Origin of the sequence: Sulfurospirillum sp. MES (genome assembly GCF_000789415.1) — a bacterium.
Classification (GTDB): Bacteria; Campylobacterota; Campylobacteria; order Campylobacterales; family Sulfurospirillaceae; genus Sulfurospirillum; species Sulfurospirillum cavolei.
In genome coordinates this window covers 144,253-156,040 of the sequence record NZ_JSEC01000001.1, presented here as the reverse complement: position 1 = coordinate 156,040, position 11,788 = coordinate 144,253, and the positions used below count along the sequence as shown (strand labels likewise).

Sequence of the window (11,788 nt, the reverse complement as noted above, 5' to 3'; positions counted from 1 at the left end):
GCGCTTTATACGAGCGCCTCTAATACTTTTTTCACTTCACTTGCGTGATCTTTCACTTTGACGTTGGACCAAATCTTTGCGATTTTTCCTTCGGGATCAATCAAAAACGTCGAACGCACGATTCCCATATACTCTTTACCGCAAAACTTTTTCAATTGCCATACGCCGTAGCGTTGTGCAATCTGGGTGGTCGAATCGGACAAAAGCGTAATATCTAGTTTTTGCTTTGCGATAAACTTTTGATGCGACGCTGTGCTATCGGGGCTAACGCCCAAAACGACCGCTCCTAGAGTATCAAATTGCGGCAAAGTTGCCGTAAAATCGCATGCTTCCGTTGTGCATCCGGGAGTGTTGTCTTTGGGATAAAAATAAAGAACAATCCACTTCCCCGCCAAATCGCGAAGCGAAATTTCAACGTCGTCTTGGTTGGGAAGCGTTAATTCTGGGGCATTATCGCCGATCTTAAGCATCAATCATCCTTACATGTAGAATTTTTGTAGCATCTTAACATAGATTAGCACGATCTTCTTTAAGATTGCAGCGTTGATTTTAACCATAAAACTATCTTTAATTAAAGTTTAGCTACTATAATTTCTCTTTACAAACGACTTCACGATAAGGCTAGACAATGGATAAAGCACAATTTATTTGGATGGACGGCAAACTAGTTGCGTGGGATGATGCAAAAGTACATATTTTAACCCATACGCTTCACTACGGTAACGGTGTTTTTGAGGGTACACGTGCTTACATGACCAAAGAAGGTTTGGCCGTTTTCAAGCTTAAAGAACACACGAAACGCCTTTTGAACTCGGCGAAAATTACACGGATTAAGGCCAATTTTTCACAAGAAGAGTTAGAGCAGGCTCACCTTGATCTTTTAAGAGCCAACCGTTTTACCGCCAACGTTTACATTCGTCCTCTGATTTATCTCGGATACGGCGTCATGGGACTTAATCATATCCAAGCACCCGTTAATACGGCTATTGCGGCATGGCAATGGGGAAGTTACCTCGGCGACGAAGGATTGGAAAACGGCATTCGCGTTAAAATCTCTTCGTTTACCCGAAATCCTGCCAAATCAATGATGGGCAAAGCCAAATCGGCTGCTAATTATCTCAATTCACAAATGGCTAAATACGAAGCTTTGGAAGCCGGTTATGAAGAAGCTCTTTTACTTGACGACGAAGGATTTATCGCCGAAGGCAGCGGGGAGTGCTTTTTTATCGTCCGAAACGGTACGTTGATTACGCCTCCGAACGATACGTCTTTAGAGAGTATTACGCAAGCAACCGTACTGGATTTGGCTAAAGAGGCGGGTATTCCTATCGAGCGTAGACGCATCACTCGCGATGAAGTGTATATTGCAGACGAAGCATTTTTTACGGGAACCGCCGCAGAAGTAACGCCGATTAAAGACGTCGATAATTACGTCATCGGCGATGGAAAACGTGGATCTATAACCCGCCAACTTCAAGAGGCTTATTTTGACGTCGTTTACGGACGCAATCCAAAATACAAGCACCTCTTAACATTTATTTAACCAAAGGAAAGATATGCCAGCAGATTTGAACGACTATTTTAAGAAAAAAAATAACGGCGGCGGTTTTGGAGGCGGAGGCGACAACGACAATCGTACGCCTTTCAACGTTGAACCTCCCGATTTTATGAAAAACTTGGGGAAAAAAGCCGGATTGATTTACGCCGTCATTGCGATCATCGTTATTTTTATTATCGCTAAACCGTTTGTCATTATTAATTCCGGTGAAATGGGAATTAAAGCGACGACGGGTAAGTTTGAACCGATTCCGATGGAACCTGGATTTCATCTTTTTCTTCCGTTTATTCAACAAGTTTTTATCGTCGACACGAAAGTACGTATTATGAACTACTCTTCAACCGAAGATTTGGGCGAAGTGGTACAACGCGGTTCCGGCATTAAGCGCAATGCCGCTATTTCCGTTTTGGATGCTAGAGGGTTACCCGTTTCGATCGAACTGACCGTGCAATACAAGCTCGAGCCTTCGACCGCACCGCAAACCATTGCAACATGGGGTATGTCATGGGAAGATAAAATCATCAATCCCGTCGTTCGCGATGTGACGCGAAGCGTTGTCGGTAAATTTAACGCAGAGGAACTTCCGCAAAAGCGCAATGAAATTGCCGTCAATATCGAAGAAGGTATTCGCAAAGCGATCGATGCCCAACCGGGTCAACCCGTCGAGCTTTTAACGGTTCAACTCCGTGAAATCGTGCTTCCGGCTAAAATTAAAGAGCAAATCGAACGCGTACAAGTCGCACGCCAAGAAGTCGAACGTACAAAATACGAAGTCGAGCGTGCAAATCAAGAAGCTCTAAAACGTGCCGCAGAGGCAGAAGGTCAAGCTAAAGCCAGAGAAATTAACGCGCAAGGTCAAGCCAATGCGATTAAAATCGAAGCGGACGCTGATGCTTATGCCAATAAAAAAATTAGCGAAAGTATCTCCGCTCCTTTGTTGAACCTCCGTCAAATCGAAGTTCAAGGCAAATTTAACGAAGCGTTAAAAGAAAACAAAGACGCAAAAATTTTCTTAACGCCGGGCGGCTCGGTTCCTAACATTTGGGTCGATACGAAAGATAGCCAAAAAGCTGTTAGCGTCGCCAAATGAGTACCGAACTTTTAAAAACAATCGATTGGGGGAAATTTTCCCTTCTTCCGGTAATCGCTCAAGCGTATGATACGCAAGAAGTTCTGATGTTCGCATACATGAACGAGGAAGCGTTGAAACTGACGTTGGAGACGGGAATTGCACACTATTTTTCACGTAGTCGCCAAACGCTATGGAAAAAAGGCGAGACGAGCGGGCATTTACAGTATGTCAAAGAGGCTTATTTAGATTGCGATAACGATACCTTACTCATCAAAGTCAAACAAGAGGGCGTCGCATGCCATACGGGACGTATGTCGTGCTTTTTTAATCGCGTCGATATCGATGAAGCACCTAAAGAACCTCAAAAAACTATCGAAGCATATTCGATCGCCGATACGCTCTATCACATTGTTCAAGAACGAAAACATGCCGATCCGAAAAGTTCTTACGTTGCTTCGCTGCTTCAAAAAGGCGATAATAGCATGTTAAAAAAAGTCGTTGAAGAAGCGGGCGAATTTTGTTTTGCATGTAAAGACGGAGAGCAAGAAGCTATCATTTACGAAGCGGCGGATTTGATGTTCCATACGATTGTAGCGCTCGGAGCAAAAAATATTCACCCCGATCGTATTAAACAAGAGCTTAAGCGTCGATTCGGCTTAAGCGGCATCGAGGAAAAAAACAGTCGCAATGCTCATTGACGCGCTTAAAATTTCACTCTTAACCTATTTTAGAAATTTAGGTTTGTATGATTATCTAGCGTTTGCATGGCTTATCGTGACGTTTTTAATGCTGATTGCGTTTGCGATTTTGATTGCTAAACGCTCTTCAGCGCTCTCCGTACTTATCATTATTCTCTCTTTGATCTTTTTTGCAGCCTCGCCTTTTTTGATTCACTACAAACTCAATACGCTTTTACGCCAAAATGTTACGGAAATTACGATGGTAAAAAAATTGGTTTTTTCGGATACCCTCATTGTCGAAGCCACCCTTCAAAACCTCTCTAAAAAACCCTTCAAACGTTGTTTGGTTCAAACAAGCGCAATCAAACAAACTTCGGCAAAAGGAATTAAAGCTTGGATGACTCGATTAAAGCCTATCGCAAATCAGTCGATACTAGTTCAAGAGAGTCTTTCCCCGAATGAGTTGACGAATATTCGCATTCTCTTTGATGATTTTACCTATCAAGGAGATGTCAACGCCACTTTAAAGGCGGAATGTTATTAAGGAGACCCAATGACTTATTTTACGATTTTACATTGGATTGCCGTTTCTATTATTGCCGTACTGTTTATACTTTTTTTGGTTTTGACAATCCAAAACCGTGACGAAAAATCTTCTTTAGCGGCACCTATTTTAACCAATATTTTAGCGATGTCGATTTTAACCTTTTTCAGTATTTATGTTTTGGACAAATACACCAAATTGGCACAACTTGATAACGTGATTCAGAAAAAAATGCTCGTGAACGAATCGTTTGCCATCAGCGGTCAAATTCGCAATATCGGAAATTTTCAGATTGCACAATGCACTTTAGAAGTCAAAGTTTCCAATAACGCTATCGAAAAAACGGGAACCGATAGTGCTATTTTTGTGCCCAAATCGGCGTTAGATAGTTTATTTAAACGCAAAGACGATGATATCGGCGTCGAGACGACCAAAGAATTCGTCATTGCCGAAGATCTTCGCCCCGGAGAATTACGTAACTTTACGGTCTTTATGCGCTATCCGTCCTCTTTTAGCAAACCTTATACGCGTTACGAACTTTTCTGCCACTAATATAACCAGCCCTGATGGGCAAACGCTTGACGAATATTGAACATTTGTCGATGTTTATCGTAACACCAATCGGGTGCTAACAACGACGTATCGCCTATGCCGGCACTTACGCGCTGAATCATGACATGTGAGGGAAGAAGCGCTACCGCTTTGACAAGTGTATCGATATATACCTCTTCCGTGATCGGCGTAAACGTCCCTTTATTTAAATCATGCGCAAGAGCCGTTTTTTTGACGACATAGAGCGGGTGAAACTTGAACGATTGTACATCAAGACTAAGCGCAAATTTAACGCTTTCAAGCATCATTTCCTGTGTCTCTTGCGGTAATCCAAAAATCATATGCGTGCAGACGTTCAATCCGTACCGACGCGTCAACTTAATACTGGAAGCAATATTGGCGCTATCATGCCCGCGATTGATACGTTGCAACGTTGTATCAAAAGACGATTGCACGCCGTACTCCACCCAAATTTCATGTGTTTGCGCCAACTCAGCCAAATATTCTAAAATGTCCGGTGAAATGCTATCGGTACGCGTACCGATACTCAAACCGATCACGTCTTCAAAACCAAGCGCCTTCGTATACAACGCCTTTAGAGTCTCCAAAGGAGCATACGTATTGGTAAACGATTGAAAATAGACGATAAATTTTTTTGCTCCAAATTTTTTACGCAAACTGTTTTGAGTTTTTTTAAATTGTGTTTCAAGCTGTAAAAGCTGAAAGTCTAAATAAGGGTTATGGGAAGTATTCGGTTGTAAAAAAAAGCGCTTTGGCCGCTCTTTACTATGCTCCAAATTGGGGCTAAAGGACTCATTTTCGCAAAAAATGCATCCGCCTTTAGCCACACTTCCGTCAATATTCGGACATGTAAATCCAAAAATTGAAATCGGAACTTTATAAACGTTAACATTAAATTTTTCTCTAAAATACCGTCCTGCGGTTAAAATAGCGCGCATTATTTAATAAAATAGTTTCCATCAAAACTCACGAGCGAATAGTTCATATCGTTCCCGATGCTCTCTTTAAGGGCTTCGATGCTTAAAAAAGCTAACGAATCGGCTCCGATATACTCGCGTACTTCTTCCACGTTTTTATTGGCGCTAATTAGTTCTTTGTAGCTTGGAGTATCGATACCGTAAAGACAAGGATGTTCGATCGTAGGAGAAGCGATGCGCATGTGAACTTCTGCCGCACCGGCACGCTTGAGCATTTTAACAATCTGGCGCGACGTCGTTCCTCGAACGATACTGTCGTCAATGACGACGATTCTTTTACCTTCTAGAATTTTATGAATCGGAGAGAGTTTAAGCTTAACTTTTAAATCGCGTACTGCTTGCGTAGGCTCGATAAACGTTCTACCGACATAATGATTACGCACGATCGCCATTTCAAAAGGAATACCGCTTTGCTGAGCGTAGCCTAATGCCGCACTCACGCCGCTGTCTGGAACGGGAATCACAAAATCCGCTTTCACGGGTGAGAGATCCGCCAATTTCATTCCCATTCTTTTACGTGCCGCATAAACGTTTTTACCCTCGATCACACTATCGGGACGAGCGAAATAGATAAATTCAAAGGCACAAATATGCGGATCGGGTTCAAAAAGTTGAATGCTTTCAAACGCTTCTTGTCCGTGTCGAAAAATAACCATTTCCCCCGGTCTGACGTCTCGAATAAATTCGGCATCAACCAAATCAAGCGCACATGTTTCGCTAGCAACAATGTATCCACCCTCTTTGAGTTTTCCGATCGAAAGCGGTCTAACCCCGTAACGATCACGAATTGCAAACATTTTGGTACGGCTTTGAATTAAAAGACAATACGCACCCTTAATGACGTTTAACGCTTCGACAATACGGTCTTTAAGTTTATCCTGCTGAGAACGTGCGATCAAATGAATGATATTTTCGGTATCCATCGAAGATTGGAAAATAGCACCTTGTTCAATGAGGCGACTGCGAACTTCGTGCTTATTGATCAGATTTCCGTTATGCACGATCGAAATATCGCCGAGTTTATAACTTGCCGCAACCGGTTGCGCATCTTTAACCGAATCGCTTCCCGCGGTTGAATAACGGTTATGGCCGATTGCCATATCGCCGTCTAAAAAAGTGAGTTTTGTTTCGTTAAAAACTTCGGTAACAAGTCCGTTATCTTTAATCGTACGGATTCTTTTTCCGTCACTTGAACTGATTCCTGTTGCCTCTTGACCTCTATGTTGCATCGCAAATAACGCATAATACGCTATTTTGGAAGCATGTTTTACATCAAATACACCGACAATTGCACACATACGCTTCTACCTTTTTAAAGACCCAAACAATCGCTAATCGTATAGAGACCGTTTGGTTGATGGACAATCCATTTTGCCGCTTTAATCGCGCCTTTTGCAAAGGTATCGCGACTGGTCGCCGTATGGTTCATCTCTATAAATTCCCCGTCATTATAAAAACCGACGGTATGGCGACCGACGATATCGCCTCCGCGTAACGCCATAATTGCAATTTCGTTTTTACTACGTTCACCGATCAATCCGTTACGCCCGCTAACGCGCACGTCGTCTAAGACCAATCCGCGAGCACGTGCGGCATGTTCGCCGAGCGTCAAAGCCGTTCCGCTTGGAGCGTCTTTTTTATAACGATGATGCTGTTCTACGATTTCGATATCAAAATCGCTAAGGCTTTTGGAAGCGAGTTCAACCAAACGATTTAAAACCGCAACGCCTAGAGACATATTAGTCGAATATAAAATCGGCATATGATTAGCCGCCTCTTTTAAAAGATTATGCTGATGTTCGTTTAATCCGGTTGTACCGATAACAAGAGGCGTAGGAGATTTGAGTGCATTTTCCAATAAAGTTTCCGTCCCTGTCGCAATCGTAAAATCGATCACGACATCGCTTCTCTCTAACAAAATACTCACGTCGTTTGTCGTGGAAATTTCCGAAGGTACGGAAAAACTAAACGCCTCAATAGCATGTAAAATATAAGGACGGGCTTGAGCGTCTTTCATAAGATTTTCAATTAATAATCTTCCGACTCTACCGGTTGAGCCGTGAATTCCGACATTGATCATACGTCTGATTCCTTATGCATGGTGATTAACGTATTCAAGGGCTTGAATACCCGCGGTTGCTCCGTCTCCGGCGGCACAGACGACTTGTTTTGAGGCTTTTGTCCTCAAATCTCCGGCGGCGAACAGACCTGCAACGGAAGTTTTCATCGAAAGATCGACGATCACGTTTCCGTTTTCATCCATATCGCACAGAAACGTTCCGTCTTGCTGTTTTAAGATACCGTTGTTAACATTCATACCGACAAAAACAAACACTCCCGGAACTGCAATATCACGCTCTTTTCCCTCTTTATCAACGACAATAATTCCGTTAAGTCCCATTTTATCGCCGTACGCTTTTTTAACCGAAACGTTTAATACCAATTCTATCTTCGGATTGTTTTTCACACGTTCGACGGTACTCGGACTGGCTCTAAAACTATCGCGTCGATGCACCAAATAGACTCTTGAACAAATATGCGAAAGATATAAAGCTTCTTCCAAAGCCGTATCACCGCCGCCTAAAGCGACAACTTCTTTATTTTTGTAAAAAAACCCGTCACATGTAGCACATGTACTAATACCTCTACCGAAAAACTCGGCCTCGCCTTCAAATTCGGCACGTTTAGGCGTGCTTCCGGTACAAACGACGACGCTTTTAGCTTCTTCGCTTTTACCGCCTGCAAGGCTGAGGGTAAATGTCCCGTCACTGTTTTTTGAAATGCGCGTGACTTCGTCCATTGCATGTTTAAGCCCAAAGCGCATGCACTGTTCGGACCACGGCGCCATGAAGTCTAAGCCGCTAAGGACTTGCGCCGAACCGGGATAATTTTCTATTTCGCTACTGCTCGTAATTTGGCCTCCGGGCATTCCTTTTTCAAACATAACCACGTTTTTAAGTCCGCCTCGCGTCGCGTACAATCCGGCACTAAGTCCTGCGGGACCTCCGCCGACAATCGCTAAATCTAACATGCTGATTTCCTTATTCGTTTTCGGACTGTTTTGCGAATGACCGGCAAAAGGTCATCTACCATTTAGTCTCAAGAAGTCGAGGATACAAAAGAGTGCTGTCTCTCCTTGGTATCCTCGGTTTTAATAATTAAAGAAGAGAGTTGATTTTATCCGCTAATACTTGTTTAGACGATGCACCGATCATTTGATCGACTAATTCCCCGTTTTTAAAGAATAAAATCGTCGGAATCGAGCGAATACCGTATTTAATCGCAACGTCTTGCTCTTCGTCGGTATTAACTTTACAAATTTTTGCTTTTCCGTCGAAATCGCCGGCAAGTTCATCGATAACGGGAGCAATCATACGACAAGGTCCGCACCAAGGTGCCCAGAAATCAACTAATGCGACGCCTTCGGCAACGGTGCTATCAAAATTTGAAGCGTTTAATTCTAGATATTTACCCATTTTTTTCCCCTAAAACGTTATTTTATAGATACTCAATTATACTCACTCTAACTTTAAAATTACCATAGCGAGTAAAGTTATTTTTTTAGTAACTAATATTTTTTATTATTTCTATAGTTTCAGGCGTGACGAGAATCGCATCGATTTCATAATCGTAAGAAGAGGGATGTCGCATAAAATAGTATTGAACGGTTTTGATAATTTTTTGCATTTTAGAAGGCGTAATGCGCGGAAGCGGATCGTAATGATGCGAAAATTTTACTTCGCAAAAATGTAAAATGTCGCCTTTAAGCGCAACAATATCAAGTTCGCCGAATTTAGAATGAAAATTACGCTCTAAAATACGGTAACCTAACGATTGAAGGTATAAAGAGGCTTTTTCTTCGGCCTCTTTTCCCTGTTCAAGTCCCATTTACGACTCGATACGAATCATTGTCGGTTTGCGTTCGACAAACTCTAAATCACTAATGTCGCATAAAGCTTTTTGAATATCTTTTTCTTTACATGTATGCGTCGAAAAAAGTAAAACGGCACATTCGCTCTTCTTCGAATCTTGCTTTTGAATAAAGCTACTGATAGAAATAGAGTGTTTGCCTAACACTTCCGAAATTTTCGAAAGAACGCCGATCTTATCGATAACGCTCACGCGAATATAGTACTGCGTGGCGATATCGTCCTTACACATTAAGGTCAAGCCGCTTTTTTCCAAAGAGCTAATAAACCCTAACATCGGCGAATTTTGCGTATGGCGAGCAATATCGATCAAGTCGGATACGACCGCACTTGCCGTTGCACTTCCGCCGGCTCCGGGACCGTAATACATCGTCTCGCCGACACGATCGCCGATAACGCTAATACCGTTCATAACGCCATCAACCTTGGCAATCATCTGTTGCATCGGTACCAGTGCCGGATGAACGCGAAGTTCGACTTGATCGCCGCTTTTTTTAGCAATCGTCAAAAGTTTGATGTTGTAACCGAACTCTTTGGCAAAATAGATATCTTCACTGTTAATCTGCTCAATGCCTTCGATGAGAATTTCTTCGGGTTTAACGTCGATACCGTAAGCGATGCTCGCCAAGATCAGCAATTTATGCGCCGCATCGAATCCACCGACGTCAAAACTCGGATCGGCTTCGGCATAACCTAACGCTTGTGCTTCTTTTAAGACGTCCGCAAATTCGGCTTTTTCATTCATCATTTTCGTCAAAATAAAGTTACATGTACCGTTCATAATGCCTTTGATCGCTTCAATATGATTGGCACTTAACCCTTCTCTTAACGCTTTAATAATCGGAATTCCGCCTGCGACGCTCGCTTCGTATCCGATCGGCGTCTCTCCCGCCAAATCTTTCAGTTCGTAGCGATGATACGCCAACAACGCTTTATTGGCGGTCACGACCGCTTTTTTATGTTTAAGGGCTTTTGTTACGATTGCATACGCCTCTTCTACACCGCCCATCAACTCGACGACGACATCGATTTCCGGATTTTCCAAAATGGCGTCTACCGAATCGCTTAAAGGGAGATCAACCTCCCTTGGTTTGTTTAAATCTCTCACGACACCGAGTACCGGAACAATTTTTTTACCGGTGCGTGCGGTAATAATATCTTCGTTTTCACGTAAGATTTTTACCACATGGCTACCGACGGTTCCGACACCGATGATTCCGACTTTGATCATACGTTTGTACCTTCTAAACTTTTCAAATATTTCTTGACATTGCGCGCGGCTTGGCGAATGCGGTTTTCGTTTTCGATCAACGCAATTCGCACGTATCCGTCTCCGGCTTCCCCGAAACCGATACCGGGGCTTACGGCAATTTTGGCTTCTTGGAGCAGTTGTTTTGCAAATTCCATACTTCCCAAATGTTCGGCAACTTTAGGAATTTTAGCCCATACGAACATAGTCGATTTGGGTTTTTCCATCGGCCAACCCGCATGGTTGAAACTCTCAACCAAAACGTCGCGTCTTTTTTTATACGTTGCGCGAATCTCGTCGACACACTCTTGCGGACCGTCCAACGCTACGGTTGAAGCGACTTGAATCGGCGTAAACATACCGTAGTCGAACCACGACTTAATTTTTTGAAGCGCACCGACCAATTTCTTATTACCGACGACGAAACCGACGCGCCAGCCTGCCATATTGTAACTTTTGGAAAGCGTATAACACTCTACCGCCACGTCTTTAGCGCCTTCGACTTGAAAAATAGAAGGTGTTTCGTATCCGTCGAACGAAAGATCGGCATACGCAATATCGCTAATAATATAAAAGCGCTCCTCTTTCGCATAAGCAACTAAAGCCTCGTAAAACGCTTTATCCGTCGTTACGCACGTCGGGTTGTGCGGAAAATTGACGACGACGAATTTCGGTTTGGGTGCCGATTCTTTAAACACTTTTTTGAGTTTGGTAAAAAATTGTTCTTTATCCAGTTCATAATGCTCGTTATAATCCAAGGCAAACTTATGCACGTTTCCGCCCGCAATCATAAATGCATACGCATGAATCGGATAGGCCGGATCGGGAACAACGGCAACGTCGCCCGGATTCATAATCGCTTGAGCCAAGTGTACAAAACCCTCTTTACTGCCGAGCGTTGCTACCGCTTCGGTATTAGGATCAAGCGTAACGCCGTATTTTCGTGCATACCAATTACAGATAGCTAAACGAAGTTTGTAAATACCTTTACTGACGGAGTAACCGTGAGTTCCGTCTTTTTGTGCCGATTCGACCAATTTGTCGATAATATGCTGCGGCGTTCTTCCGTCAGGATTTCCCATCGAAAAATCGATAATATCTTCGCCGGTTCTACGTGCGGCTAATTTTAACTCGTTAATTTCTGCAAAAACATAACCCGGTAATCTCTCAATCGTATTAAATCGAATTTCGTCAAACATTGCTTAT

General features: G+C 43.0%; 14 protein-coding genes. 5 read left to right on the top strand and 9 right to left on the bottom strand.

Features of this window, described 5'->3' with window-relative positions; translation table 11 throughout:
* Positions 1–5: 5 nt before the first annotated feature.
* On the bottom strand, positions 6–470 hold the full coding sequence (bcp, locus tag OA34_RS00830) for a thioredoxin-dependent thiol peroxidase (protein WP_039671941.1): 465 nt from the start codon (positions 468–470) through the stop codon (positions 6–8).
* A 158-nt stretch (positions 471–628) separates the two neighbouring features.
* On the opposite strand from bcp, the gene OA34_RS00825 reads away from it, so the two are divergent.
* Genes OA34_RS00825 through OA34_RS00805 form a run of 5 tightly spaced genes read left to right on the top strand, consistent with a single transcriptional unit; the run spans position 629 to position 4,406 of the window.
* On the top strand, positions 629–1,543 hold the full coding sequence (locus tag OA34_RS00825; RefSeq protein WP_039671940.1) for a branched-chain amino acid transaminase: 915 nt from the start codon (positions 629–631) through the stop codon (positions 1,541–1,543).
* Between the two features lie 13 nt (positions 1,544–1,556).
* The gene (locus tag OA34_RS00820) at positions 1,557–2,648 is read left to right on the top strand and encodes a prohibitin family protein (protein WP_039671939.1); all 1,092 of its coding nucleotides are present in this window, start codon (positions 1,557–1,559) and stop codon (positions 2,646–2,648) included.
* Entirely contained in the window at positions 2,645–3,328 is a 684-nt protein-coding gene (hisIE, locus tag OA34_RS00815) for a bifunctional phosphoribosyl-AMP cyclohydrolase/phosphoribosyl-ATP diphosphatase HisIE (RefSeq protein WP_039671938.1), read from the top strand. Before OA34_RS00820 ends, hisIE begins: the two co-directional genes overlap by 4 nt.
* On the top strand, positions 3,318–3,854 hold the full coding sequence (locus tag OA34_RS00810; RefSeq protein WP_039671937.1) for a DUF2393 family protein: 537 nt from the start codon (positions 3,318–3,320) through the stop codon (positions 3,852–3,854). Before hisIE ends, OA34_RS00810 begins: the two co-directional genes overlap by 11 nt.
* 9 nt (positions 3,855–3,863) lie before the next feature.
* Positions 3,864–4,406, top strand: coding sequence for a DUF2393 family protein (locus OA34_RS00805; RefSeq protein WP_039671936.1), 543 nt, complete (start codon positions 3,864–3,866; stop codon positions 4,404–4,406).
* Here OA34_RS00805 and mnmL read toward each other — a convergent pair.
* The 8 genes from mnmL to OA34_RS00765 all read right to left on the bottom strand — a co-directional run bounded on the left by mnmL (position 4,403) and on the right by OA34_RS00765 (position 11,781).
* Entirely contained in the window at positions 4,403–5,365 is a 963-nt protein-coding gene (mnmL, locus tag OA34_RS00800; RefSeq protein WP_039671935.1) for a tRNA modification radical SAM protein MnmL/YtqA, read from the bottom strand. The two genes, OA34_RS00805 and mnmL, sit on opposite strands and share 4 nt — an antisense overlap.
* Positions 5,365–6,702: an amidophosphoribosyltransferase gene (gene purF, locus OA34_RS00795; RefSeq protein ID WP_039671934.1), complete on the bottom strand. Its 1,338-nt coding sequence runs from the start codon at positions 6,700–6,702 to the stop codon at positions 5,365–5,367. Before purF ends, mnmL begins: the two co-directional genes overlap by 1 nt.
* A gap of 14 nt (positions 6,703–6,716) precedes the next feature.
* Entirely contained in the window at positions 6,717–7,484 is a 768-nt protein-coding gene (gene dapB, locus OA34_RS00790) for a 4-hydroxy-tetrahydrodipicolinate reductase (RefSeq protein ID WP_039671933.1), read from the bottom strand.
* Positions 7,485–7,496: 12 nt separating this feature from the next.
* Complete coding sequence (gene trxB, locus OA34_RS00785) at positions 7,497–8,435, bottom strand: thioredoxin-disulfide reductase (protein ID WP_039671932.1); 939 nt, start codon at positions 8,433–8,435, stop codon at positions 7,497–7,499.
* Positions 8,436–8,562: 127 nt separating this feature from the next.
* A complete protein-coding gene (gene trxA / locus OA34_RS00780; protein WP_039671931.1) occupies positions 8,563–8,880 on the bottom strand; it encodes a thioredoxin in 318 nt (105 codons plus the stop codon).
* An 85-nt stretch (positions 8,881–8,965) separates the two neighbouring features.
* Entirely contained in the window at positions 8,966–9,292 is a 327-nt protein-coding gene (locus OA34_RS00775) for a YraN family protein (RefSeq protein WP_039671930.1), read from the bottom strand.
* Positions 9,293–10,564, bottom strand: coding sequence for a homoserine dehydrogenase (locus OA34_RS00770; protein ID WP_039671929.1), 1,272 nt, complete (start codon positions 10,562–10,564; stop codon positions 9,293–9,295).
* A complete protein-coding gene (locus OA34_RS00765) occupies positions 10,561–11,781 on the bottom strand; it encodes an LL-diaminopimelate aminotransferase (protein ID WP_039671928.1) in 1,221 nt (406 codons plus the stop codon). The genes OA34_RS00770 and OA34_RS00765 overlap by 4 nt, the downstream gene beginning before the upstream one ends.
* Between the last annotated feature and the right edge of the window lie 7 nt (positions 11,782–11,788).

Excerpts from the sequence above, each read along its gene's own strand:
- OA34_RS00825 (WP_039671940.1), top strand. The coding sequence starts at position 629 with ATGGATAAAGCACAATTTATTTGGATGGACGGCAAACTAGTTGCGTGG.
- dapB (WP_039671933.1), bottom strand. The coding sequence starts at position 7,484 with ATGATCAATGTCGGAATTCACGGCTCAACCGGTAGAGTCGGAAGATTA.
- hisIE (WP_039671938.1), top strand. The coding sequence starts at position 2,645 with ATGAGTACCGAACTTTTAAAAACAATCGATTGGGGGAAATTTTCCCTT.
- trxB (WP_039671932.1), bottom strand. The coding sequence starts at position 8,435 with ATGTTAGATTTAGCGATTGTCGGCGGAGGTCCCGCAGGACTTAGTGCC.
- OA34_RS00820 (WP_039671939.1), top strand. The coding sequence starts at position 1,557 with ATGCCAGCAGATTTGAACGACTATTTTAAGAAAAAAAATAACGGCGGC.
- OA34_RS00770 (WP_039671929.1), bottom strand. The coding sequence starts at position 10,564 with ATGATCAAAGTCGGAATCATCGGTGTCGGAACCGTCGGTAGCCATGTG.
- trxA (WP_039671931.1), bottom strand. The coding sequence starts at position 8,880 with ATGGGTAAATATCTAGAATTAAACGCTTCAAATTTTGATAGCACCGTT.
- OA34_RS00775 (WP_039671930.1), bottom strand. The coding sequence starts at position 9,292 with ATGGGACTTGAACAGGGAAAAGAGGCCGAAGAAAAAGCCTCTTTATAC.
- OA34_RS00765 (WP_039671928.1), bottom strand. The coding sequence starts at position 11,781 with ATGTTTGACGAAATTCGATTTAATACGATTGAGAGATTACCGGGTTAT.
- OA34_RS00810 (WP_039671937.1), top strand. The coding sequence starts at position 3,318 with ATGCTCATTGACGCGCTTAAAATTTCACTCTTAACCTATTTTAGAAAT.
- OA34_RS00805 (WP_039671936.1), top strand. The coding sequence starts at position 3,864 with ATGACTTATTTTACGATTTTACATTGGATTGCCGTTTCTATTATTGCC.
- purF (WP_039671934.1), bottom strand. The coding sequence starts at position 6,702 with ATGTGTGCAATTGTCGGTGTATTTGATGTAAAACATGCTTCCAAAATA.
- bcp (WP_039671941.1), bottom strand. The coding sequence starts at position 470 with ATGCTTAAGATCGGCGATAATGCCCCAGAATTAACGCTTCCCAACCAA.
- mnmL (WP_039671935.1), bottom strand. The coding sequence starts at position 5,365 with ATGCGCGCTATTTTAACCGCAGGACGGTATTTTAGAGAAAAATTTAAT.